The sequence below is a fragment of the Shewanella sp. 5_MG-2023 genome (genome assembly GCF_030547465.1).
Lineage (GTDB): Bacteria > Pseudomonadota > Gammaproteobacteria > Enterobacterales > Shewanellaceae > Shewanella.
In genome coordinates, this window is record NZ_JAUORC010000005.1 from 182905 (window position 1) to 207199 (window position 24295).

Below are 24295 nucleotides of genomic sequence, written 5' to 3' on the forward strand. Positions count from 1 at the left end.
CATTAATTAAAAATTATCCGCTACTGCTTGTATTAGTAAGCAATAGCCCAAACATTAGTAAATAAGCAATTAGCAAATAACAGCCGACATAAAAATTAAAAGTGACCCTTAATATGACTCAAGCAAAAGTATGTTTTATCGGTGCAGGCAATATGCCCCGCTCAATTATCAGTGGTTTAGTCAGTAATGGTTACCCAGCAGATCGTATTCACGCCACCAATCCCAGTGTTGGTAAATTAGATGCGTTAAAAGCCGATTTTAATATTGGTGTATCTCACGACAATATTGCTGCTGCAGATGATGCAAATGTGATTGTACTCAGCGTAAAACCGCAGTTAATGCAAATGGTGTGTGAACAACTAAGTCAGTTAGATTTATCAAAAAAGTTATTAATCACTATCGCTGCAGGCATTCCTGCGGCGCGCTATGTCGATTATTGTAAGCAACCGATTAACCTTATTCGCACTATGCCTAATACACCAACGCAAATTGGCGTGGGTATGACAGGCTTATACGCCGATGAATCCATTTCAGCTGAGCATAAACAAATTTGCGAAACCTTAATGATAAGTGGTGGCAAAATTGTTTGGGTTGAAAAAGAAGACGAGCTTAACCAAGTGATTGCATTAGCTGGCAGTTCACCGGCTTATTTTTTCTTGTTTATTGAGTCTATGATTGACCATGGCATTAAATCTGGCATGGATGAAACCACAGCAAGAGCGCTTGCCCAGCAGGCGGCATTAGGCGCGGCGCAAATGGTGATTCAAAATCCACAACTTTCATTAGCAACCTTGCGTAATAATGTTACCTCAAAAGGCGGCACTACAGCTCAAGCGGTTGAAACCTTCGAACAAGGCGATTTACGCGGTTTAGTGGATAAAGCTATGACAAACTGCATAAAACGGGCACAAGAAATGGCAAAAACATTTTAAACAAACGATATTTAATGGAAAATAGCCCGTGAAGATAATTTTCAGTTCAATTTTAGATCAACTTCAGATCAACTAAGGCACACTCAATGAATGCACTACATTTCTTAATCGATACCGTTTTTGGTCTTTATCTTATGATAGTCCTGCTGCGCTTTTGGCTACAATTAGCCAGAGCTGATTTTTACAATCCATTTAGCCAGTTTGTGATTAAAGCCACTCAACCTATCATAGCCCCAATGCGCCGTGTATTGCCGTCTATGGGCAGTATTGATACCGCATCAATCGTACTGGCCTTATTGGTGGTATTTATAAAATATTCAATACTTACCGCTATGACACCTGCTGCGCTATTTGACCCATTAATGCTTGGTGTTCTTACTGTGGTTTCAGTATTAAAAGAAGCTGGAGTATTACTGTTTTGGGTACTCATTCTGCGCGCACTGCTTAGCTGGTTTAACCAAGGTCACAACCCGATTGTGATGGTAATGGATCAACTTACCGAACCCTTTTTAGCCCCTGTTCGTCGTATCCTGCCTCCTATGGGTGGTTTAGACTTATCGGTGATGTTAGTGCTGATTGCAATGAACTTCCTTAATATTTTGTTAGCGCAATACATTCCATTTTGGGCTCAGGTTTAAAGTTCATGTTTTCCGTTTTAACCTCCGAGCGAGCTTAAGCTGATGCCTGTCGTTATTCAGCAACAGAGTAACCTGTTGCTGAACCTTTATATTCAGCCTAAGGCCAGCCGTGATAAAATTGTGGGCTTACATGGTGATGAAATAAAAATCGCCATCACAGCCCCGCCAATCGACGGTAAAGCCAATAGCCACCTGATAAAGTATTTAGCCAAAGCCTTTAAAGTGCCAAAGTCTGATGTGATGCTTCTAAAAGGGCTTCAAGGCCGTCATAAGCAAGTGAAGATACTTAGCCCGTTAAAGATCCCGCCTGAAATATCGCAGATAATAGCCCAATGCAACTAAGCATCGATTAGTGAAATCATCCATTATTGAAATCATCCATCAAAATGATCCAATTACGGGTGATCTGGCTAAAAATTCTCTATACTTAAGTCTACATTCCAATTAGTGAATCAACTCTTTCGTCGCGACGATTAACTAACCTAGGGCTAAACTAACCCGCTAGGTCAATTAAGCCAGTTGTTAGCAACACAGAGTCGATCAAGGATTTAGATTATGTTTCGCACCCTTTTATGTAGCTTTGTCATTTTAATGAGTACCCTAACGACCGTTCAAGCAGAACAAAAACAGACTGTCGGTAATTATGATATTCATTACATGGCATTAGGTAGTACCTTTATTACCCCTGCTATTGCCAAAACCTATGGTATTGAACGCAGTAATTACAACGGTATTGTCAATATTGCAGTGTTAGATACCAGTCAAGAAGGTAATCCCGCCGTTGCTGTTGAAATCGCTGGCGTAGCCAACAACTTACTTGATGCACGAATGGATTTAGAGTTTAAAGAAATCCGTGAAGGCGATGCTATTTATTATATCGCCCAAGTGCCATACCGAGACGATCAACAAATCAACTTTAACCTGACGATAAAGTACGGCAATAAGCTCAATACATCGTTAAAGTTCAAACAAAAATTTTATGTGGAATAAGGCTAAACAGCGGCTTATTTCAAATGATTTTGCACTTTTAACAAGCTAAACCTCAAGGTTTAGCTTTTTATTTAGTTGCGCAAACCATAGCTATTTTATCCTTTGCTGCTGTCTATCAACTCAGTGCTTAGGTATCATTAGGCCAATTTCATTGATGAAAATTTAAATAGCCAGTCAAGGCGAAAACTAAGCCTTTTTTAAGGCTAGATGCCACTTATTTGATGTGAGTTTTAGTTTACTGCAAAGCCTGCTCACCCCATAAGCACTATTTAAAACATCAGCCCCCTTATTTAATAAAAAGGTATTCCATGCAACAGATTGTTTTAGCAAGCGGTAACAAAGGTAAACTAACAGAGTTTGATCAGATGCTAGCCCAATTTGATATTGAGGTTTTACCGCAAAACCAATTTAACGTTCCAGAAGTGGCTGAAACAGGCACCACCTTTATTGAAAATGCCATTATTAAAGCCCGCCACGCTGCAGAAATCACTGGTAAAGCCGCAATCGCAGATGATTCTGGTTTAGAAGTTGATGCCCTTCAAGGCGCACCGGGGATTTATTCAGCCCGTTACGGCGGCGAAGGCGCCAGCGAGCAAGACAATTACCTTAAATTACTTGCTGCATTAGCAAACAAAACACAGCGCAAAGCACGCTTTCAGTGTGTATTGGTTTATATGCGCCATGCTAAAGACCCAACCCCAATAGTTTGCCAAGCGGCATGGGAAGGCACTATAGGATTGAGCCCTCAAGGTGAGCAAGGCCATGGCTACGACCCTATCTTTATTCCACAGGGGTTTGATATTTCGGCTGCCGAGCTTTCAAGTGAGCAAAAAAACCAGTTGAGCCACCGTGGGTTAGCACTTACTTTGCTTGTAGGCGCTATGAAAGCCAAAGGGATTATTAAGTAACTATCATGCAATCAGCGAAATTATCTCTGCCACCACTGAGCTTATATATCCATATCCCTTGGTGCGTTCAAAAGTGCCCATATTGTGATTTTAACTCCCATGGTCAGCATGGAGTATTACCGCAACAAGCTTATGTTGATGCACTTTTAGCCGATCTCAATCACGACCTTCACTATGTACAAGGGCGAAAACTTCACAGCATTTTTATTGGTGGCGGCACGCCATCTTTATTTGAAGCCACCCAAATACAGCGCATTCTAGCCGGTGCTGAAGCCGCCATTGGTTTTGAAGATGATATTGAAATTACCATGGAAGCCAATCCGGGTACGTTAGAGCATGATGACTTTGCCGCATATCGCGCTGCAGGGGTGACGCGCTTGTCCATTGGGGTGCAAAGTTTCTCAAAAGATAAACTCAACCTTCTTGGCCGTATCCATGATGAGGATGAAGCCGTTACCGCTGCTAGTACAGCCCGTAATGCAGGTTACAACAGCTTTAACTTAGATTTAATGCACGGCTTACCGAATCAGTCATTTGATGAAGCCATGGCCGATATCGATACTGCTGCTGGGTTAATGCCACCGCATTTATCTTGGTATCAACTGACCATAGAGCCAAATACCTTATTTCACTCTAAACCGCCACAATTGCCTGACGATGAAAACTTGTGGCATATCTATGAGCAAGGACAGAAGAAGCTGGCAGCACTTGGCTATGTGCAATATGAAATATCTGCTTATGCCAAAGACGGATTTCAGTGCAAACATAATCTCAATTATTGGCAATTTGGCGATTACTTGGGGATTGGCTGCGGCGCCCATGGCAAGATTACTCAACCTGAGCTCAATAAGATTATTCGCACCGTCAAAATTAAGCATCCGAAGGGTTATCTAGCAACGTCAGATTACACCAGTGAAACTACTGAAGTGCTAGCTGAAGATCGCGCCCTTGAATATTTAATGAATCGACTCAGGTTAATGACGCCTATCCCTAAAACTGAATTTGAACTGCGCACCGGCTTACCTATGTCAGAGCTTGATGAAGGTATTGCTAAATCAATTAAAAGAGGCTTATTAACCGAAACTGAGACCCATTGGCAATTAACCGCCAAAGGCCATATGTTTGTTAATGATATTTTGTCGCAGTTTTTAGATTAGCTACTTTATAGCTAGCTGATTTATTAAAGTTATTACTAGCCTATATAACTAGTCTACTTATTACTGGCATATTTATTACTAGCCTATTTATTACTAGCCTATATAAAAGCCTGATGGATTACCTTTATAAACAAGGTTAATGCATTAGGCTTTTTTTGATTTCCTTTGCCCATTAAGCTTGGCGCTTTAAGCAAAGTGCCTGCAAGTCACTAAATAAATCATTTCGCATTTACCCTGTAAATTCAGCAACATTTAAGACACAATTGCTAACATTTCACGTTATACATTTATGCTTGTGTCATTTAGGATATCAATCGATCTCCTGTTCTATTACTTTGCTAACGGAAACCCTATGCGACTAACAACAAAAACGACATTAATAGCCGTTGCTTTAACCAGCTTATTATCAAACGCCGCAATCGCCCACACTGCAGGGCACCAACCTTTAACCAATACAGTAGCCTCCACTAAAACAGCCACCACCGAGTCAGAAAAAGCCAATGAGCTGTTTGAAAGTATGTTCATGGAAAATGTAATGGCTAGCCCGATTTCCCAAACCTATTTACGCATCAAAACTGATTATGACAAATGGGGTGATTTTAGTGATAAATCTGCTGACGAAGACTTAGCCAGAGCTAAAAAGCATTTAAAACAACTTGAAACTATTAATGTTGCTAAGTTAGACAAGCAAACGGCACTTAGCTACAAATTAATGAAACAAGGCTTAGAGCAGCAAATCAGCGATGATAAATGGCGTTACCATAATTACCCTGTAAACCAGATGCGTGGTAGTCATTCGTTTATTGCTACCTTCCTTATCAATCAACATCAAGTTGAAAATGTCAGTGATGCACAGGCTTACATTAGCCGTTTAAACGGTGTAAAGCATGTAACTGAGCAAGTGATCGATGCATTAAAAATTCGCGCCGATAAAAATATTATCGCGCCAAAGTTTGTCTTCCCTTATGTGATTTCAGACAGCGAAAATATTATCAAGGGTGCACCTTTTACTGATACTGAAGTTAAAAGCACCCTATGGGGTGATATTAACCGTAAAATCGAGAAGCTCGATATTACCCAAGCTCAAAAAGATGAATTATTGGCGGCAGCTAAAACAGCCTTAATTAAAAGTGTAAAACCTGGGTATGACAATTTAATCAGCTATTTACATGAATTAGAAGCCAAAGCTGATAGCCGTGATGGGGTGTGGAAGTTACCTTTAGGCGAAGATTTTTATAATACTCGTCTAAATCGTATTACGACGACTGATATGAGCTCTGAAACAATTCATCAGTTAGGTTTAGCAGAAGTTGAACGTATTCATAATGAAATGCGTGCGATCATGAAAAAAGTAAATTATACCGGCAACTTAGCCGAGTTTATGGCTTTCATGCGTGATGATGAACAATTTTATTACCCCAACACCGATGAAGGTAAAACTCGTTACATTACCGAAGCTAAAGACCTAATTGATAATATGGAGTCACGCTTAGGTGAAGTGTTTAATATTAAACCTAAAGCCGGATTAATCGTTAAACCTGTTGAAGCCTTTCGCGAAAAGTCTGCTGGTAAAGCATTCTATGATCAACCCGCACCCGATGGTTCACGCCCTGGTACTTACTACGCCAACTTGTATGACATGAAAGCAATGCCCACTTACCAAATGGAAGCCTTGGCTTATCATGAGGGGATCCCTGGGCATCACATGCAAATTGCCATTGCCCAAGAGCTGGAAGGTATTCCTAAATTTAGAAAATTCGGTGGCTATACTGCCTATATTGAAGGCTGGGGTCTTTATACTGAATACTTCCCTAAAGAAATGGGCTTGTATGCTGATCCCTACTCTGACTTTGGCCGCTTAGCGATGGAGCTATGGCGTGCTTGTCGTCTGGTTGTAGACACAGGGATCCACACTCAACAATGGACTCGTGAGCAAGGTATCCAATACTACGTAGACAACACCCCAAATGCTAAGTCTGATGCCATTAAAATGGTAGAACGCCACGTGGTGATGCCTGGCCAAGCTACTGCCTATAAAGTCGGTATGATTAAAGTGTTAGAGCTACGTGAAAACGCCAAGCTTAAATTAGGTGACAAGTTTGATATTCGTCAGTTCCATACCCTAGTACTGCAAAATGGCCCTGTACCATTAGATGTATTAGAAGCTGAAGTGGACAATTGGATTAATCAAACCAATAAACCTGAGCTATTAAGCCAATCGGCAGACTCAAATCGCGGTTAATCAACCAATCGATTAAGTTATCTAAGGCCACTTTTTAGTGGCCTTCTTTTTGGCTCGTACTAAAGCCTAAGTAATGAGCGCCACTCTATAAATTACCAAGGCAATAACAAGTTCAATAACGAGTGCATTAACAAATGCTATACCCGACAAATATATTCAATTAGCAGCTTAAAAGAGAACAAAAGTACAAAGGCGAGAGAGTAAACAAATTAAGCGCGGATATTATAGAGCAGAAAAAAATAACCCCAGCACAATGTCTGGGGTAAACCAATTAAAACTAGGATGATGGTTTCAAAGCCGGCATTGTTCTGATTTTAAAACCTCTGCCAGCAGTGATTCAAAACTTGCGAAGTTGCTGATTTGCACAAAAAGCTGAAAAGGGGTCATTTCTCAACAAGATGCGTGACTCAAATCATTCCGAATCAACTGAAATCTATTGTATTGATTTAAGAACAGAGTTCAAGCAGCTTTTTACACTCCATTAATAACTCAGCACAGAAACAACCTGAGCGTTTTTCAACCACAAGACAATCAAGTTATTGTTTTTATTATGCAAATAAAAAAGTCGCAACTTAAGTTGCGACTTTGTTTTAAAATTCGAACAATGTTTCCAGTTTTAGTTACTGACTTAGAAACCCCATTGAATGGCTATTTACGTAATTTGTATAAATGATCAAACTTACCATCCCAATAAGGTGTAGTACCAATATGACCTTTAATAAATTCAATAAATGCACTTACTTTAGGGGCAAGGTGCTTACGTCTTGGGTAAACAGCCTGTAGTGGTAAGTTGTTGGTCAATTGCCAATCAGGTAATAACGGCACTAATGTACCTTGTTCGATTTCATCTTCAAGTAAATAACTTGCTAGGTAGGCAATACCTAAACCGCTAACCGCGGCCGATTTTAATGCTGGTGCATTATCAACCCGGAAGTTACCAGAAACACCAATTTCACAGTAATCATCAGCTTTCTTAAACTGCCACATGCTGTGCTCATGCCACTCACCTTGGTAGACTAGACAGTTATGATCAACAAGTTGTTCAGGTCGAGAAATATTGCCATGTTGGGCAATATATTCTGGCGATGCCACTAATAAGAACTGACACTTCATTAATGGTCTTGCAACCATACCTAATGGTAGCTGCTCAGACATAGTCAAAAGTAAATCTAAACCTTCACTAACCACATCAACTTTATGATCCAGTAAGCTAACTTGTAGCTCAAGCTCTGGATGTCGTGCCATAAACTCAGGTAATGCAGGAATAATATGCATGGTACCAAAAGACTGAGAAATACCGACTTTAAGTACACCACGGGTGGCATCATTTAGATTATGCACACTAGCAACGGCCTGCTCTGCATCACGTAATAACTCCTCACCTTGTATGTAAAGCAAGTTACCCGCTTCAGTTAAACTTAAACTACGTGTAGTACGTTGGATGAGTTGAACCCCAAGTTTATGTTCAAGATCAGCAACCTGAGTACTTACTTTGGACTTAGATATACTCAACCTTCTGGCAGCGGCACTGAAGCTCCCAGCTCTAGCAACATGAGTAAAAATAGCAATAGGTTCTAATAGTTCTAACATTGGAGTCGCCTTAAGCTGTTTACGACATTAAAAATATTTTTTGAGTTCCAAGTAATGTCGCTTATTACAGACAATGCTGCATAAACGCCACCTACTTTATATGGTTCTTTAAACGTTGCGCCACTCACCCAAAAAAAAATTAAATTTCGATAGTCCATTATCATGAATAGCCAACCAAAACTAAAACAACAAGTTAATTGGTTAACGCCATACAGTTTTATAGTTTTAGGAGTATACCAAAAATTGTATAAATGGCTCTATATTTATAATATACAATTTTTTTATCAGAACAAATCTACGATAAACTGTAATATTAATGACATTTTCTCAACTTGAACGGTGGCAATTAGACAAAAAACGACTAGCTCGGCTAGCATATCTCGCTACAAAGTAGCGCAAATAACAGATTGTTAACTAGAACTTGATTGGCGGGTGAAGTTTTTGATTGGTAATTTAAGCGGGAATGGTTTAACCAAAAAGCCCCTGCACAAGGTACAGGGGAAGGTCAGGTGCATTTTGACAATGCTAGAACTTACAAGGTTACCGCTACTCAGTATCTGATAATGTCGCTAATTCATAAGAAGATAGCTGTGGGATGGATTGACGTAATTCACTTTCAAGCACCATTAACTGCTCAAAGTTACCGCAGACTTTTTTGGCTTTAGCTTTTATGGCCTCTGATTGCTCAGAAATCTGCAATTCAACATCTTCACCGATTCTTTCCATTTTGCTTGAAAAGGCAGTCATTTTTTCATCAAAGCTTCCGCCTTCTGAAGACATCATTTCAGCCCCTAGCGCCATCATAAAACTACCCATGGAGTTTTTAATCATTTGCTCCATTTCTTGTTCAAACTCTTCATTAAATGCTTCTTCTAACGAAGACTCTGTCGCGCCAAGATAAAACTTATCCCCTTGTTGATATGCTGCTTGGTCAACACGGCTTTGAATTCCAGCTAAAAGCTCATCCAATTTAGCCGCTGTGGCATCTCCAAAAATAGGGGTTAATGCCATGCTCACTGCATCTGTTGCCAAAATAACAGCATCATCAACTAAATCAATTACCTCTGGGATCTGTTTAGATACTTGCTCAGAATAATCAGCTAACAAAGCTGCTTGCTTATCATTTAGTGCAACTTGGTTGCCATCAATATATAACTTTCCAAGTTCGACTCGGTAAACCTCAGCGCCTTTTTCGCTAAAGGATAATTTTTGTGGCTCAACGGTAACATCATAGTTTAAGGTCACGTTGCATTGATTATCTTCAAGGGACATTTTGGCCACCGCAGGCGTCATAGCCCCTGCGGTAAAAATCAAACCAGTTAGTGCAATACTTTTAAATAAACCTTGGGTATTCATTAGCTCTATCCTTGCTGTTAATCGTTATGTAGATAATCAATGGGGCGAGTGGCTAAACTGCTCACTAAGCTACTGCCAACGTTTTGATATCTAGTTTCAATGTTAATTAGACTGATACCAAGTTATTGCACAGGCTGTGCCAAAAACATAAATAAGCTTTTTATCAACAACTTAAAGCAGATAATAACTAATAGGTTTAGCTTTTAGATTTGGATTTATATTAACTATGTGTGAAATAAGCCAAATGTTGGTAATTTTCATCATCGCTATTTTATAAGTGGGTTTAAGAATAGAAGATTTTCAACAATCGTGGTGAGAATACGGATATGACAATATATGACTTCAAGCTTAACATTTGAAAATGGGCATAAAAAACTTGCCCAGCAACATAAGCGAGTTTAAAAAATTGAGCGACCTAATGATTGTGATAAATGCTCAAGCATGCGAGTGCCTGCCAGTGAGTTGCCATTTTGATCAAGTTCAGGCGACCATACGCAAATAGACATGTCCCCAGGGATCACCGCAATAATGCCGCCGCCAACACCACTTTTACCTGGCATACCTACCCGATAAGCAAACTCACCTGCGCCATCATATAAACCTGAGGTAGCAAGCAGTGCATTTAGCTGTCTGGTTTGTACTGGGGTAACGATTTGATCCCCTGCTAGGCTTTTACCGCGATTGGCGAGATAAAGCATCGCTTTTGATAAGTCAGCGCAATTCATTTTTAATGAGCAGTAATGAAAATAGCTCTTTAATACTGTATCAACATCGCCGTTAAAATTACCAAATGACTTCATTAAATAGGCAATAGAGGCATTACGGGCACTAAACTGAAATTCTGAATTAGCCACCACTTTATCAAAAAGTATGTGAGGGTTTTCGCTCAGGTTTCTAACCACTTCAAGCAAGTGATGCTTAGGTGCACCAAGGCGCGCTTGAATTAAATCTGCTATCACTAATGCACCAGCATTAATAAATGGATTTCTTGGAATGCCTCGTTCAAGCTCAACTTGAACCAATGAGTTAAACGACTGACCTGAAGGCTCTTTACCTACCCTGCTCCAAAGTTCATCTTCGGAGTACAAACTTAGCGCTAAAGTAAGGCTGAATACTTTGGAGATAGATTGAATGGAAAACGGCTCAAGATAATCCCCAGCGCCAATGGTGTGACCATCTGCGCCAGTGACTGCTATTGCTATTTTGTTTGGATCTACGTCAGCCAATGCTGGAATATAATCTGCGACTTTCCCTAAACCAATAAGTGGCCGAACCTTGTCGACCACTTCATCAAGCAATATTTGCTCAGGCATTAGCTATATTAGCCCCACCAGATGTCGTACAGTGCACTAACTTCAAGTTGTGGCACTTTTTTCGCTTCCCAGAAGGCTTTAACAGCAGCAACATCTTCTTCGGTACATTTACCGATCTCTTGTGTTGCAATAATGCCTTCCCACATTTTATGACCGCCGCCATGGAAACCTAGCTTACGAGGTTCAATGACTTGTTCAATGAACTCATCAACAGCTTTATCAATATCTGCTTCAGAAATTGACTCATCAAAAGTCCAGTTGATATCAAAACCAAATTCTTGGAATTCATCAACGCGTAGTTTCTTACGTAAACGGCGAGTTCGGGTCTTAGCCATGGTTATTTCCTAGTTAGTTGATTAAATAGCTTATTTTAACAATATTTTATTATAATTATGCAATACGTTCGAACATTATGTCCCAAACGCCATGACCTAAACGATGGCCGCGGGCTTCGAACTTAGTTAGCGGGCGATGTTCTGGACGTTCAACTACAGTATTGGTTGCTGATTGGTTTTTATAACCTTCAGCCACAGACATCACTTCTAACATGTGCTCGCTGTAGTTTTCCCAATCTGTTGCCATATGGAAAACACCGCCAATCTTAAGCTTACGACGAATTAATTGCGCAAATTCAGCTTGCACAATACGGCGTTTGTGATGACGTTTTTTGTGCCAAGGATCTGGGAAAAATAATTGTACTCGGGCAAGTGAGCCATCAGCAATGCTGTTTTCAAGCACTTCCATCGCGTCATGATGATAAACACGTAAATTAGTAATTTCGGCTTCACCGGCATCAACTAAACATGCGCCAACACCTGGTTTATGTACTTCGATACCAATGTAGTTTAACTCAGGAGCCGCTTTAGCCATTTCAACTAAAGATGCGCCCATACCAAAACCAATTTCTAATACGGTATCAGCATCACGCTTAAACACTTCAGCTAAATTAATCGCTTCTGGTGTGTAATCTAAACCCATTGCAGGCCAATGTGCTTCAATTGCGTTTGCTTGGCCTTTGGTTAAACGGCCTTCTCTTAATACAAAACTTCTGATTTTACGAATATATTTGCCATCTTCGTTAAATTCAGCGGTGGTAACGTCGCTCATGTATGCCTCATCATTTGAATAGCGTTTAAATTGCCGACTATTCAAAGTTTCATCTTTGTTCCAATAATAGTGGCTAAGTATATCTTAAAATCACCATGACTAAAGTATTTATCAGTTAACAGGCTCCCTTGTTTATAGAATATTCTCCATATACACTGCGCTGATGAAAAAAGTTAACTCCTTTTCTGAGCGGATCACCGCTTGGTACGATTTACATGGACGCAAGACCTTACCGTGGCAAATCAATAAAACCGCATATAGAGTGTGGATTTCAGAGATCATGCTGCAACAAACTCAAGTTGCCACTGTTATCCCCTACTATGAAAAATTCATGCAAAGCTTTCCTGACATTAAAGCCCTTGCCAATGCCAGCGAAGATGATGTACTGCATCATTGGACGGGGTTAGGCTATTATGCCCGCGCCCGTAATCTGCATAAAGCGGCTAAAACAGTTTGTGAGCAACATGCAGGCAAGTTTCCTGAAGCGCTAGATGAAGTCATAGCCTTACCGGGTATTGGCCGCTCGACTGCTGGGGCCATTTTGTCATTGTCCCTTGGTCAGCATCATTCAATATTAGATGGAAACGTTAAACGGGTACTTGCCCGTCACGGCGCAATTGAAGGTTGGCCAGGTCAAAAAGCAGTTGAACAACAATTATGGCACTTAACGGATAAGTTAACCCCGCAAAAAGATGTGGTTAAATTTAACCAAGCCATGATGGATATTGGCTCTGCGGTTTGCACTCGCAGTAAACCCAATTGTGCTCAATGCCCTGTTGCAATTGATTGTAAAGCGCAGCTTGCTGGCCGACAGACAGAATTCCCCGGTAAAAAGCCTAAAAAAACCATTCCAGTAAAATCTGCATGGATGCTAGTACTGCATAAAGATGGTGAAGTCATTCTTAATAAAAGACCACCAGCAGGCATTTGGGGCGGCTTATGGTGTTTTCCTCAATTTGATACTGAGGCGGCGCTGCTTGCACATATCAATGCTAATGGGTTTAATCACAGCAGCAATGAATATGCCGCAGCAAAAAACAACAATAATGAACAATCACAATGGCTTGCAGGATTTAGACATACTTTTAGTCATTTTCATTTAGATATTCAGCCTATCTTAGTTAATCTCGGCGAAAATCAACAATCGCCTCAAATTGACTCAAGTGTAATGGAACAAAATCAGACACTCTGGTATAACATACATCATCCCGCGAAAGTTGGATTAGCCGCAGCAACTGAGCGGATTTTATCTAACTTAGCCGCTCTTTTAGCAGTAGATCCCGTCAAGGAATCCCTTTAAGGAATAATCATGGCTCGTAATGTTAATTGCGTATATTTAAAGAAAGAAGCTCCAGGTTTAGATTTTCAACTTTACCCTGGCGATCTAGGCAAGCGTATCTTTGATTCAATCAGTAAAGAAGCGTGGGCACTTTGGCAGAAAAAACAAACCATGCTAATCAATGAAAACAAACTTAACATGATGAATGTTGATGACCGTAAACTACTTGAAGATAATATGGTTAGCTTTTTATTTGAAGGCAAAGATGTTGCCGTTGAAGGTTATGTACCTCCAAGTGAAGACGAGTAACTAAATAGCTAACCCCTTATCTAGCTGAATAGCTTAAGAGCCTACTTTAAAACCGCTAACGGCGTGTTGATATAAAGTAGGCTTTTTTATTCGCATCAATTACCAATCACTTTTGAGACAATTGTAATTAACTTCCCCATAGCTTTTAAATAGTTGTTACTCCACAGCCTATTCACAAAAGTTCCCTAAATTTAGTTAAAAATCTTATTTCGTGAGCTATTAATCAAAAGTAAAAAATTATAACACTTTCTGTTAGTTACACTGCATTATTATCGATTATGCCAAGGTATACTGCCGCTATAACTAATTTCAGAGTGTGCCCATGCTAAAGCCAATACTTTATACAGCATTGACCTTGTCACTGCTTTATTCAATCAATAATGTTAATGCAGACCCCATGGGGATGAAGCCAATGCCAGTGGCAGATGCGCCATTGGGTTATATCATTCATAATCCCTATGAAAATGCCCCACTAACGGCTTTAGTGACTCTTAATGGCCATAAAATTTCCAATGTGGATGTCACCATACATGCCAAAGGTGAAACTGGTGTCAGCATAAACTATCAAGTTGATGATATGCGGGTAATGGATGAAGGTGGAGTGCCAATTTTTGGTCTCTACCCTGCCTTTATGAACACCTTTACAATTAAATGGACTGAAAACGGCAAGCAGCGCAGCCACGAGTATCAAATGCTAACCCCAGACATTGATATGGGCTTTTCAGAAAGCCAGTGGGCTAAAGCGCCCATCGTCGAAGTAGAACATGTTGACGCTGACTTTAAAGACCGCCTTTATTTTGTAAACTGGACCAATCCAGACGGAAAGTCGGGTCAGTTATCCCACAATAACCCTGATGCACCTGGGGCGTTTTCTTGGGATGGGAAACCAGGATTTTTCATTATCGATACCGCCGGTGATATTCGTTGGTATCTGAATCCTTACACCACCCATAACTCAAAAAATTATGACAGCGCAGGTTACGCCATGGGCATGAACGTCACTAAAGACGGCAACATGGTGTGGGTACAGGGCCAAGGCTGGAAAAAAATGTCATTAATGGGAAGAATGATTTCAGAGCACAATTTACCGGGAAATTTTATCGATGCATCACACGAAGGGATTGAAGCTGCCAACGGCAATATCTTTATTCGCGCCGCCGCCAAAGATTATCGCCGCGCTGATGGCATGTTAGTCAACACCATACGCGATCAAATCATTGAGGTTGATAACACAGGTAAGTTAGTGGATTACTGGGATTTAAACACTATTTTAGACCCACTGCGTGATGCGGCATTATTATCCCTTGATGCCGGTGCAGTTTGTTTAAATATCAATATTGATCAAGCTGGCCATCAAACCACCTTAGACGATTTAAAGAATGCCCCTTATGGTGATATTCACGGAGTAGAAACAGGCCGTAACTGGGCCCATGTCAATTCAATAGATTATGACCCTAAAGATGACAGCATCATCATTAGCTCGCGCCATCAATCAGCGGTAATCAAAATTGGCCGCGATAAACAAGTTAAATGGATATTAGGCCCTGAAAAAGGCTGGAGTGACAAGTTCCAAGATAAGCTACTCTCGCCAGTTGATGCTACAGGTAACAAACTTAGCTGTAATGAAAAGGGTCGTTGCCGAGGCAGTGATTTTGACTTCTCATACACCTCCCATACCGCTTATCTTGTTCCTGAAAAGGGCACTTTAACCGTATTTGATAATGGCGATGGTAGACACCTTGGTCAGCCGATGTTTGCCAGTGAAAAATATTCCCGCGCGGTTGAATACAAAATTGATGAGGCCAATAAAACCGTTACCCAAGTATGGCAATACGGTAAAGACGAGTTGGGTTATCAAGGCTACTCGCCAGTAACATCTATCGTTAAATATCAGCAAGATAAAGACAGCATGATGAGCTACTTTGCCTCTGCCGGTTTATTTGGATTAGGTGGCGGTTATGGCAATATCAAAATGGATGACACCACGGGTAAAGTTAAGTCTATTTTAGTTGAGCATCGCTATGGCGAAACCAAGCCCGCTGTGCGCATTAATATTAATAGTCACGATATGTTTGCCACAGGCTACCGCGCCCAAGTAATACGTGTAAACGAGATGCTTAAATAGTGAGTCGCTTCTTATTCAATAACAGTTACCCAGTAACAAGTATCCAATAAGAATTATTTAGTAAATGTTATTCAGCCCTTTGATGGAAAAGGGCTGAATACCTTAGCCTCTTTATCCCAGATCAATAAAACGCTTCTACCCGCCTCTTTTCAAAAAATCATATTCAGTTTATTTAAATTAATACTGGTCAAAAAATGATTAATAATTTACATTAAAATCACAATGTAAGCGCTTACACTTAGGCGTGACTTAGGCGTGACTTAGGCGTGCTAAATATTAAAGCCTTACACTTTATCAGGTATCAACCCAGCGAAGATGTTGTAAATACAAGTGAATAGTGGGTTAGTTGTAAGTAATACCTTCAAGTTAGATTGCAACAATCAAGGTATAAAAACGATTATGGAACAATCAGCAACCAGCGTAAAAAACACATCGGTCACATTCGATAAGTTATCCTTTAAAGAGAAAGTTGGTTACGCCCTTGGGGATGTGGCATCTAACTTTTACTGGCGTGTTTTTGATGTGTTCTTATTTATTTTCTACACCGATGTATTTGGTATATCAGCTGCAGCTGTTGGCACCATGATGTTAGTGACTCGCATAATCGATGCGGTATCTGACCCATTAATGGGCGCCCTCGCTGATAGAACTAACACCCGCTTTGGCAAATTTCGCCCTTATCTCATATTAGGCATTATTCCCATTGCTGCAGCTGGAGTACTCACCTTCACAGTGCCCGATTTAGGTGATGATGGTAAATTGATTTGGGCTTATGGCACTTACATTTTTATGATGCTGGCGTACACCTTTATTAACGTGCCCTACGGCGCGCTATTAGGTGTAGTCACCAGTAATAGTCAGGAAAGAACCACATTAACCAGTTTTAGATTTATCGGTGCTTTTTCTGGCGGTACTTTAGTTGCTTATATGACGCCTGAATTAGTTACTTATCTTGGCGCAGGTAATGAGGCATTAGGCTGGCAACTGACCATGGCCTGTTATGGACTTATTTCAGCGGTGCTGTTTTGCCTTACTTTTTTTGCAACTAAAGAGCGCATAGCGCCACCAGCGAATCAACAAACCTCAATCAAACAAGACATCATCGATTTAACCAACAACAAGCCATGGCTGATTTTATTCTCTTTAGCGTTAATCATCATGTTCACCATCACTTTGCGCGCCAGTACCGGCACCTTTTACTTTAAATACTATGTAAACCGAGAAGACCTCATTGGCACCTTTACCGCGGTTTATATGATCTCACTTGCCCTAGGCGCCGCCTCAACCCCACTGTTAACCAAATACTTTGATAAACGCAGCTTATTGATAGGTTTGATGACTTCTGTCGCCATATTGTCAGCAGCCTTTTACTTTATTCCTGCTCACAACCTTACCTTGATGTTTGTATTGCAGGCCTTAATTGGATTTTGCTTAGGGCCTAAATCGCCGTTGGTGTTTTCTATGTATGCCGATACTGCTGATTACTCACAATATAAAAATGGCCGCCGCGCCACCGCAATGATTTTTTCAGCAGCAGCCTTTTCGCAAAAATTAGGCGGCGCTTTTGCAGGCGCGATGATCGGTTGGATGCTGTCATCCATGGGTTATGTGGCAAATCAGCAGCAATCACCCGACTCGTTAATGGGGATTTTACTGCTCAATACCATCATCCCTGCAGGCTTTGCCTTATTAGCGGTTTGGGTTGTTAAACACTACAGCTTAGATGAACAAAAAATGCGCCAAATTAACCAGTCGCTTTATCAAGCTATTGATAAATCAGAGCCTGCAAGCGAGTAGTTAAGGAGTTTAAATAGTGATTACTTACCATCATAAAAATGGCAACGTCAGCTTGCATAGTCCAACCATTATGCCAAAAGCCTGTGGTTTTTTATGGAATAAAAACATGATGATTCAAATGAATTGTCGGGGTTTTGCGACTGCGCAATTTATGCAGCCAGAACCTGCTAAATATGCCCATGGGCCAGCATTAGAGGCCAAAACCTTTATGCAGCCAGAACATGCCTATTTTAGCCATCATCCTGGGCGATTTTTTTATATAAAAGATAACCTCACTAACGAGCTATTCTCATTGCCCTATGAGCCAGTAAGGCAATCATTGGCATCATTTGAGTTTATCGTTAGCCAGCATCAAGTCAGTTGGCAAGTTAAGCACCTCAACCTACACTGCAAACTAAGCTTAACCTTAGCCACTGAAGATACCGCAGAGCTATGGCAGTTATCCATTGATAACCTAAGTCAAACGGCGCGAGATATCAGCGTTTATAGCTACTTTCCTGTGGGCTATATGTCGTGGATGAATCAATCTGCAAAATTTGATCGTTCACTTAATGCAATTTTATGTCACTCAATCACCCCCTATCAAAAAGTCGATCAATACTTTGTTCAACAAGACTTTAAAGACACCACAGTATTTCTAACTGACACAACCCCTGATAGTTACGAAACCCGTCAAAGTGTTTTTGAAGGCGAAGGCGGTTTACATAACCCAACGGCTATCAGTAATAACCGCTTAGAAAACATGCCTGCTCATTACCAAACCCCTGCAGCGATAATGCAATTTAATCGTAAGCTTGCCGCTTATGATGACGCTAGCAATAACATCAAGCCAGCAGTGGCATTAAAGTTTGTTTTTGCGCCGGTAAAAGATGCTCACGAAGCCAGTGAGTTAAAACAGCGCTATTTGAGTTCAACAGCACAATTTACTCAAGCTCAAAATAAATACAAAGCGTATCTCAGTAGAGAAAATGGCTGTTTAAGCCTTTTATCCTCAACCCCTAAGCTTGATAACTTCATCAATCATTGGCTACCTAGACAGGTTTTTTACCATGGCGATGTCAATCGATTAAGCACCGATCCACAAACCAGAAACTACCTTCAAGACGCTATGGGGATGATTTATATCAACCCTAACAAGGCCAAAGCCGCCTTCGAAGTCGCCCTCGCCCAGCAACATCGCAATGGTGAAATGCCGGATGGCATTTTATTGCACCCTGAATCTGAGCTTAAATACATCAATCAAATCCCCCACACGGATCATTGTGTCTGGCTAGTGATTTGTATTGAGGCTTACTTAAATGAAACCGCCGACTTTGATTTCTTAAATCAAACCATTGGTTTTGCTGACAGTGAAGAAAACCGTTCGGTGATGGAACACGTTTGTTTAGCGCTGGAGTTCTTATACTCTCAACGTGATAACCGCGGCCTTAACTTTATCAACCAAGGCGATTGGTGCGATCCGATGAACATGGTGGGCTATAAAGGCTTGGGTGTTTCAAGCTGGTTGACGTTAGCAAGTGCTTACAGCATGACACTGTGGGCAAAAGTTTGCCAGCAAATGGCCTGTGACAATAAAGCATCAAAATTTAGCCAACTTGCAACGCAATTAAATGATGCCGTAATTGAACATTGCTGGGATGGTGAATGGTTTGCCCGCGGTATTACCGATGCAGGTCACTGTTTTGGTGTAAGCGATAATCATCAAGGCCGCATTTATCTTAACCCGCAAACTTTTGCCATGTTGTCTGGCGCAGTTAATGATCAGCGCTGGTCACTGATGCAGCCGCAAATCAAGCAGCAATTACAAACACCTTTTGGGATGATGATGCTAGCTCCCGCTTATACCCAAATGGATGAGCAAGTGGGCAGATTAACCCAAAAGTTTCCTGGCACCGCTGAAAATGGTTCAGTTTATAATCATGCTGGGGCATTTTATATATACGCCCTATTTGAACAAGGCGAAACAGAGCAAGCATTTGAACTATTACAAACCATGATAACTGCTGAAGATGTGCAAAATGAGCTCACCCGAGGTCAATTACCCGTGTTTATTCCCAACTATTACCGCGGGGCTTATTTTCAATATCCTGATGATGCGGGTAAATCGAGCCAGTTATTTAATACTGGAACCGTCGCTTGGATTTACCGAATTATCATCGAGCAACTTTGTGGCCTAAAAGGCTGCAGCGACGGCTTAAAAATCAAACCACAACTACCAAAGCACTGGCCTAGCCTAAAGGTAAGTAGGCGTTTTCGCGGCGCAACTGTGGATGTATCAATACAAAGGCGAGCAGACATCATATCCCAGCAGGTTTTAGTTAACGGTAAAAGCTTACAGACTAATGCTGCAGGTGAGCATATTTTAGCTATCAGCACTAATACAAGCTATAGCATCAGCGTGTTGCTGGCTGTATAACGCAAGTTGAAAAATCAGTATCCTAGCTACTGATTAAGATAACGCTTTCGACTAATGTCAAAGCGTGTGAATATGCCCAATAATAAATGATTCTATAAGATACTGACTTTAAGACTTAAACATTAGGAGTTTACTGGACAATGGACTGCACTGAAAAACCAACTAATAAAGCGAGCCATAAACATAAGGCCAACGCCTCACTTAAAGGCCTAATACTGCCCTGCCTGTTGGCATTAAATTGCACCGCAATTGCTTCAATGGCGAATGCTGATACGGCTCCAAGCACAAACAAAACATCTGCCGAATATGTGCATGCCCCTATTGAAGTTAACTACGCTAATAAAGCCATTACCCTTGATGGCATTGCTGATGAATCTGATTGGCAACAAGCTAAGTGGCAACCGATTGATCAAATGATCATCGGCGATGCTATAACTGCCGATGATTTTAGTGGCCAATATAAACTGCTTTGGCGTGAAGATAAGCTCTATCTACTGACTGAAGTGATTGATGATGTGCTATTTGATCAAAGCGCTGATCCCACAGTGCGGTATTGGGATGATGACACCGTAGAGGTGTTTATTGATGAAGATGGCTCAGGTGGCGAGCATCAATATAGCCATAATGCTTTTGCCTATCATGTGGCATTAGATAAACAAGTGGCTGATTTTACCACGCAAAAAAAGGCCGCCACCTTTAATGAGCATATCACCACAGCATGGTCGAGAGACCCAGTTAACCCTCAAAAAATCTATTGGGAAATGGCGATAACGGTATTCCCTGACAGTTACAATGACAGCTTAAGCGCTTTTGATAAGCAGCAGGTTGCAGCCGTTAGCTTACAAGCCAACAAACAAATGGGTTTTATGCTGGCCTATTGTGATAATGATGGCTCCAAACAAAGAGAGAACTTTATTGGCTCCCACCCGATAAAGCCGTTAAATGGCGACATGAATCGCGGCTATAAACACGCTGATGTTTTTGGCAGTATTATTCTAAAAGCGGCACAATAATCATCATAAAAAGCCGCCAATGACTAATATCATTGACGGCTTTGTTGTTTTTAGTAAACCTGTTCAATAGACGTTATTGCTTAATCCCTTCAATAACCAAATCTAGGCTAACATTGGCAGACGCTGGGCCTAAATCCATTTTAAAACCGAAGTCTTTCATGGCAAATTCTGTGGTACCAATAAAGCCAGCACGATAACCACCCCAAGGATCTTGGCCTTCACCAACAAATTCAGCGGCAATAGCCACAGGCTTAGTCACCCCATTTAAGGTCAAATTACCGTTAACCAATATCTTGCCATTGCCTTGGTCTTCAACACTAGTCGAGGTGTACTGCGCCTGAGGAAACGCGCCAGTATTTAAAAAGTCAGCACTACGTAAATGTTTATCACGCTCGGCATGGTTTGAGTCAACACTCGTTGTATTGATGGTGACATTCAAATTAGTGTCAGCAATTTTTGCCGCATCGTAACTAAAATCACCACTGAAATCATTAAAACGACCAGCTACAAAGCTATAGCCTAAATGATTTACTTTAAATTGAATTGATGCGTGGGCACCTTGAGTATCTATCTTATAATCGGCCGCATTAGCGACTGATGGTAGTAACATTGCAGCGCCGATAACGCTAGATAATACTGTGGCTAAAAGTTGCTTTTTCATTGGTCATTCCCTTTATTATAAATTCAATATTATTGATATGTTCAAGTACTAATAAGTGTTGCTAGCTAATAATTAGCGTTCTCAGCTCGTCGAGTTACAGGCTCGATTCAAGTGCTGTAGGTGTTAAAACTATTTTGTGGCAGGTTTTATCATTCTTGATAAAGTGCCATCCTTATCAATCAATTGGTGTTTTATCGCGCCTGCTGCATGAATAATCACTAGGGCTATTAATGTATAGGCTGCATATTGATGAACTAAGCCAGCAATATCAGCTTGGTTGTTAATAAAGCTGCCCAGTGACGGCACTTCAAACCAATCAAATACCCAAATTCCGCGGCCATCAGCCGTTGAAATTAAAAAGCCTGTCGCCATAATGGCCAACATTAATAGATAAAGCATTCCATGAGCCCACTTAGCCGCCGTTTGCTCCCAAGCCTTGTGATTACTCTTTGCATGAGGTTTCGCAGAGCCTAAGCGCCACACTAATCGCACTAGCGTTGCCAGTAACAATAAAATGCCAACACTTTTGTGAATATCCGGCGCGGTTTTATACCAACTACTGTAATAAGTGAGATCAACCATCCAAAAACCTAAGCCGAATAAGCCAATAACGGTTAATGCACTTAACCAATGGAGACTAATACTCACTAAACCATAGCCATTTTTTGTATTTGCTAACATCAAGCTGTCCTTGTCAAAATCTATGTGAATGATTATATCGACACAAAACAAAAAGAATATCGCTAAAAGTAGGCAAAACCATTCGATAAAATAGAACTATTAGGCTAATTGAGTCCTGACTAAACCCAGCCAGTCGTATTCAAGTAAGCTTTAAATTTGATAAATCGATTAAAGCTGCTAAAAATCACCGTAATTGGGCTTTAATAGCCGTGTTTTCAGCCAATAAACTGGAGTTAAACTGAATTAATAGAATTAAAAACCGATTAAAGGCAAAAAATCGCTCAGTTTGGCCATTTACTAGCCGAACGATTAAAATCATTTAAAAAAGCACTTGCAGGATTAAAACCATCGCTATACTATGTGCGCACTCCAAACGACACAGGCTCTAACTACTAAGTTAGCACCCAGTTTGAAGTAGTAAACTAACGCTTAGTTAGTTGCCCGAATAGCTCAGTCGGTAGAGCAGAGGATTGAAAATCCTCGTGTCCCTGGTTCGATTCCGGGTTCGGGCACCATATTTAATTTAATAGTGTTATCACTGTTAAGAAAGATAAGCCGGCATAGCTCAGTTGGTAGAGCAACTGACTTGTAATCAGTAGGTCCCGAGTTCGACTCTTGGTGCCGGCACCATATACAGAGAAACCACTCAGTGAGTGGTTTTTTCTTGTAAGTTTCAAGCTAACGATAGTTAGTCGCCCGAATAGCTCAGTCGGTAGAGCAGAGGATTGAAAATCCTCGTGTCCCTGGTTCGATTCCGGGTTCGGGCACCATATTTAATTTAATGGTTTTTCACCGTTAAAAAGATAAGCCGGCATAGCTCAGTTGGTAGAGCAACTGACTTGTAATCAGTAGGTCCCGAGTTCGACTCTTGGTGCCGGCACCATAAAAACAAAAAAGCCACTCAATGAGTGGCTTTTTTGTGTCTGAAATTTGTGGTCTTTATTAGTAACTAATCAAGGCTACTTGTTATTCGCCCTACTTTGGTCATAGCTGCGTACTAGATTTGAAGAATTTATAGATTCCCGACACCATAAGATGAGTAGGTATAACACGTAATTGGACAGAAATCATTTAGAGCTGAAACTCTGAAAGCAACGACTTCAATTAGGTAAAGTATGGCGACCTGATATGTGGTAACGCCCGCCTAACACGCAATGTGTTGGCGTGGCTTTTTGCGTTGTTTGCCAAAACCATGACAACTTTACATTGTCGAAGTTTAGGCGCTTGTTATATGCCCTAATTAACAAGAATTGGAGAGCCTATATACACAATTTTGTCTAGTGGTACGTAGTGTATTGTGTGCTCGACGTTATTTTTAGCTTCAATTTTTGCGTAATTTTCAAAGAAATGAACTGTTAGATCGCCTGGAATGTTAAATGTGACGTTCAAGTTATGATCTACGTTTCTAAATTGAGCGACACCATCTTTTATGTGAATTATTTTGGGGGACTCCTCACCGCAACCAGATAGCAAAAATAATAGAGATGTAGCTAACGAGAATTTCTTAATCTTATACATAATCTTCCTTGGGTATATAACAGCTTATTCTATAGCAGCACAATAATGTTCCAGGCTGCTCAATTCAAACTTCAAAGATACCATCGCTAAATCCTTGTTGTAAATCGAGAAATACATAGCCACCCATTATTTTGAAGTTATAACATAACGCCTTTCATTTTGAGTTGCCAACACCAACATTCATTTACTGATGGGATTATTCCTGCCAAAGGACTGAATATTTCATCATTAATCACCAAAATTCACTCATAAACTAAATTCAA

General features: G+C 40.7%; 20 protein-coding genes and 4 tRNA genes. 17 read left to right on the plus strand and 7 right to left on the minus strand.

What is annotated here, in order from left to right; all coding sequences use genetic code 11:
* Positions 1–113 precede the first annotated feature (113 nt).
* From proC to Q4557_RS04450, 7 genes are all read left to right on the plus strand, one after another.
* Positions 114–932 carry a pyrroline-5-carboxylate reductase gene (proC, locus tag Q4557_RS04420; RefSeq protein WP_303410946.1) on the plus strand — a complete coding sequence of 273 codons (819 nt, stop codon included), beginning with the start codon at positions 114–116 and terminating at the stop codon, positions 930–932.
* An 86-nt stretch (positions 933–1018) separates the two neighbouring features.
* A complete protein-coding gene (locus Q4557_RS04425) occupies positions 1019–1570 on the plus strand; it encodes a YggT family protein (RefSeq protein ID WP_102440623.1) in 552 nt (183 codons plus the stop codon).
* 42 nt (positions 1571–1612) lie between these two features.
* The gene (gene yggU, locus Q4557_RS04430; RefSeq protein WP_102440624.1) at positions 1613–1912 is read left to right on the plus strand and encodes a DUF167 family protein YggU; all 300 of its coding nucleotides are present in this window, start codon (positions 1613–1615) and stop codon (positions 1910–1912) included.
* 213 nt (positions 1913–2125) lie between these two features.
* Positions 2126–2560 carry a DUF4426 domain-containing protein gene (locus Q4557_RS04435; RefSeq protein ID WP_102440625.1) on the plus strand — a complete coding sequence of 145 codons (435 nt, stop codon included), beginning with the start codon at positions 2126–2128 and terminating at the stop codon, positions 2558–2560.
* A 308-nt stretch (positions 2561–2868) separates the two neighbouring features.
* Complete coding sequence (gene rdgB, locus Q4557_RS04440; protein ID WP_303410949.1) at positions 2869–3468, plus strand: RdgB/HAM1 family non-canonical purine NTP pyrophosphatase; 600 nt, start codon at positions 2869–2871, stop codon at positions 3466–3468.
* 5 nt (positions 3469–3473) lie between these two features.
* Entirely contained in the window at positions 3474–4625 is a 1152-nt protein-coding gene (gene hemW / locus Q4557_RS04445; RefSeq protein ID WP_303410951.1) for a radical SAM family heme chaperone HemW, read from the plus strand.
* Positions 4626–4977: 352 nt separating this feature from the next.
* Positions 4978–6867: a DUF885 family protein gene (locus Q4557_RS04450; RefSeq protein WP_102440628.1), complete on the plus strand. Its 1890-nt coding sequence runs from the start codon at positions 4978–4980 to the stop codon at positions 6865–6867.
* A 648-nt stretch (positions 6868–7515) separates the two neighbouring features.
* Here Q4557_RS04450 and Q4557_RS04455 read toward each other — a convergent pair.
* The 5 genes from Q4557_RS04455 to trmB all read right to left on the minus strand — a co-directional run bounded on the left by Q4557_RS04455 (position 7516) and on the right by trmB (position 12233).
* A complete protein-coding gene (locus Q4557_RS04455) occupies positions 7516–8457 on the minus strand; it encodes a LysR family transcriptional regulator (RefSeq protein WP_102440629.1) in 942 nt (313 codons plus the stop codon).
* A 546-nt stretch (positions 8458–9003) separates the two neighbouring features.
* Complete coding sequence (locus tag Q4557_RS04460) at positions 9004–9813, minus strand: YggN family protein (RefSeq protein ID WP_303410954.1); 810 nt, start codon at positions 9811–9813, stop codon at positions 9004–9006.
* 398 nt (positions 9814–10211) lie between these two features.
* The gene (gene glsB / locus Q4557_RS04465; RefSeq protein WP_303410956.1) at positions 10212–11126 is read right to left on the minus strand and encodes a glutaminase B; all 915 of its coding nucleotides are present in this window, start codon (positions 11124–11126) and stop codon (positions 10212–10214) included.
* An 8-nt stretch (positions 11127–11134) separates the two neighbouring features.
* Positions 11135–11461, minus strand: a complete 327-nt coding sequence (locus Q4557_RS04470; protein ID WP_102440632.1) for a 50S ribosome-binding protein YggL — start codon at positions 11459–11461, stop codon at positions 11135–11137.
* A gap of 55 nt (positions 11462–11516) precedes the next feature.
* Positions 11517–12233 (minus strand): tRNA (guanosine(46)-N7)-methyltransferase TrmB, encoded by a 717-nt coding sequence (trmB, locus tag Q4557_RS04475; protein ID WP_303410959.1) that lies wholly within the window; start codon positions 12231–12233, stop codon positions 11517–11519.
* 163 nt (positions 12234–12396) lie between these two features.
* On the opposite strand from trmB, the gene mutY reads away from it, so the two are divergent.
* The 6 genes from mutY (at position 12397) to Q4557_RS04505 (ending at position 21172) form a co-directional block, all read left to right on the plus strand.
* Positions 12397–13533 (plus strand): A/G-specific adenine glycosylase, encoded by a 1137-nt coding sequence (mutY, locus tag Q4557_RS04480; protein ID WP_303410961.1) that lies wholly within the window; start codon positions 12397–12399, stop codon positions 13531–13533.
* A 9-nt stretch (positions 13534–13542) separates the two neighbouring features.
* Positions 13543–13821, plus strand: a complete 279-nt coding sequence (locus tag Q4557_RS04485; protein WP_303410962.1) for an oxidative damage protection protein — start codon at positions 13543–13545, stop codon at positions 13819–13821.
* Between the two features lie 322 nt (positions 13822–14143).
* Complete coding sequence (locus tag Q4557_RS04490) at positions 14144–15946, plus strand: aryl-sulfate sulfotransferase (RefSeq protein ID WP_303410964.1); 1803 nt, start codon at positions 14144–14146, stop codon at positions 15944–15946.
* A 399-nt stretch (positions 15947–16345) separates the two neighbouring features.
* Complete coding sequence (locus Q4557_RS04495; protein ID WP_303410966.1) at positions 16346–17743, plus strand: MFS transporter; 1398 nt, start codon at positions 16346–16348, stop codon at positions 17741–17743.
* Positions 17744–17759: 16 nt separating this feature from the next.
* Positions 17760–20159: a glycosyl hydrolase family 65 protein gene (locus Q4557_RS04500; protein WP_303410968.1), complete on the plus strand. Its 2400-nt coding sequence runs from the start codon at positions 17760–17762 to the stop codon at positions 20157–20159.
* Between the two features lie 140 nt (positions 20160–20299).
* Positions 20300–21172 (plus strand): CBM9 family sugar-binding protein, encoded by an 873-nt coding sequence (locus Q4557_RS04505; protein ID WP_241900956.1) that lies wholly within the window; start codon positions 20300–20302, stop codon positions 21170–21172.
* A 73-nt stretch (positions 21173–21245) separates the two neighbouring features.
* Here the strand turns inward: Q4557_RS04505 and Q4557_RS04510 are convergent, their stop codons facing one another.
* Both Q4557_RS04510 and Q4557_RS04515 read right to left on the minus strand, forming a co-directional pair.
* Positions 21246–21833, minus strand: a complete 588-nt coding sequence (locus Q4557_RS04510) for a YceI family protein (protein WP_102440637.1) — start codon at positions 21831–21833, stop codon at positions 21246–21248.
* A 129-nt stretch (positions 21834–21962) separates the two neighbouring features.
* Complete coding sequence (locus tag Q4557_RS04515) at positions 21963–22514, minus strand: cytochrome b (protein ID WP_102475644.1); 552 nt, start codon at positions 22512–22514, stop codon at positions 21963–21965.
* A 439-nt stretch (positions 22515–22953) separates the two neighbouring features.
* Here Q4557_RS04515 and Q4557_RS04520 point away from each other — a divergent pair.
* The 4 genes from Q4557_RS04520 (at position 22954) to Q4557_RS04535 (ending at position 23397) form a co-directional block, all read left to right on the plus strand.
* Positions 22954–23029: transfer RNA gene (locus tag Q4557_RS04520), tRNA-Phe, on the plus strand.
* Between the two features lie 39 nt (positions 23030–23068).
* Positions 23069–23144 (plus strand) — tRNA-Thr (locus tag Q4557_RS04525).
* A 64-nt stretch (positions 23145–23208) separates the two neighbouring features.
* Positions 23209–23284, plus strand: a tRNA-Phe gene (locus Q4557_RS04530).
* Between the two features lie 37 nt (positions 23285–23321).
* Positions 23322–23397: transfer RNA gene (locus Q4557_RS04535), tRNA-Thr, on the plus strand.
* The last annotated feature ends 898 nt before the right edge of the window (positions 23398–24295 follow it).

Bases quoted from the DNA above. Each gene is read 5' to 3' on its own strand.
- proC (WP_303410946.1), top strand. From the start codon at position 114: ATGACTCAAGCAAAAGTATGTTTTATCGGTGCAGGCAATATGCCCCGC.
- Q4557_RS04425 (WP_102440623.1), top strand. From the start codon at position 1,019: ATGAATGCACTACATTTCTTAATCGATACCGTTTTTGGTCTTTATCTT.
- yggU (WP_102440624.1), top strand. From the start codon at position 1,613: ATGCCTGTCGTTATTCAGCAACAGAGTAACCTGTTGCTGAACCTTTAT.
- Q4557_RS04435 (WP_102440625.1), top strand. From the start codon at position 2,126: ATGTTTCGCACCCTTTTATGTAGCTTTGTCATTTTAATGAGTACCCTA.
- rdgB (WP_303410949.1), top strand. From the start codon at position 2,869: ATGCAACAGATTGTTTTAGCAAGCGGTAACAAAGGTAAACTAACAGAG.
- hemW (WP_303410951.1), top strand. From the start codon at position 3,474: ATGCAATCAGCGAAATTATCTCTGCCACCACTGAGCTTATATATCCAT.
- Q4557_RS04450 (WP_102440628.1), top strand. From the start codon at position 4,978: ATGCGACTAACAACAAAAACGACATTAATAGCCGTTGCTTTAACCAGC.
- Q4557_RS04455 (WP_102440629.1), bottom strand. From the start codon at position 8,457: ATGTTAGAACTATTAGAACCTATTGCTATTTTTACTCATGTTGCTAGA.
- Q4557_RS04460 (WP_303410954.1), bottom strand. From the start codon at position 9,813: ATGAATACCCAAGGTTTATTTAAAAGTATTGCACTAACTGGTTTGATT.
- glsB (WP_303410956.1), bottom strand. From the start codon at position 11,126: ATGCCTGAGCAAATATTGCTTGATGAAGTGGTCGACAAGGTTCGGCCA.
- Q4557_RS04470 (WP_102440632.1), bottom strand. From the start codon at position 11,461: ATGGCTAAGACCCGAACTCGCCGTTTACGTAAGAAACTACGCGTTGAT.
- trmB (WP_303410959.1), bottom strand. From the start codon at position 12,233: ATGAGCGACGTTACCACCGCTGAATTTAACGAAGATGGCAAATATATT.
- mutY (WP_303410961.1), top strand. From the start codon at position 12,397: ATGAAAAAAGTTAACTCCTTTTCTGAGCGGATCACCGCTTGGTACGAT.
- Q4557_RS04485 (WP_303410962.1), top strand. From the start codon at position 13,543: ATGGCTCGTAATGTTAATTGCGTATATTTAAAGAAAGAAGCTCCAGGT.
- Q4557_RS04490 (WP_303410964.1), top strand. From the start codon at position 14,144: ATGCTAAAGCCAATACTTTATACAGCATTGACCTTGTCACTGCTTTAT.
- Q4557_RS04495 (WP_303410966.1), top strand. From the start codon at position 16,346: ATGGAACAATCAGCAACCAGCGTAAAAAACACATCGGTCACATTCGAT.
- Q4557_RS04505 (WP_241900956.1), top strand. From the start codon at position 20,300: ATGGACTGCACTGAAAAACCAACTAATAAAGCGAGCCATAAACATAAG.
- Q4557_RS04510 (WP_102440637.1), bottom strand. From the start codon at position 21,833: ATGAAAAAGCAACTTTTAGCCACAGTATTATCTAGCGTTATCGGCGCT.
- Q4557_RS04515 (WP_102475644.1), bottom strand. From the start codon at position 22,514: ATGTTAGCAAATACAAAAAATGGCTATGGTTTAGTGAGTATTAGTCTC.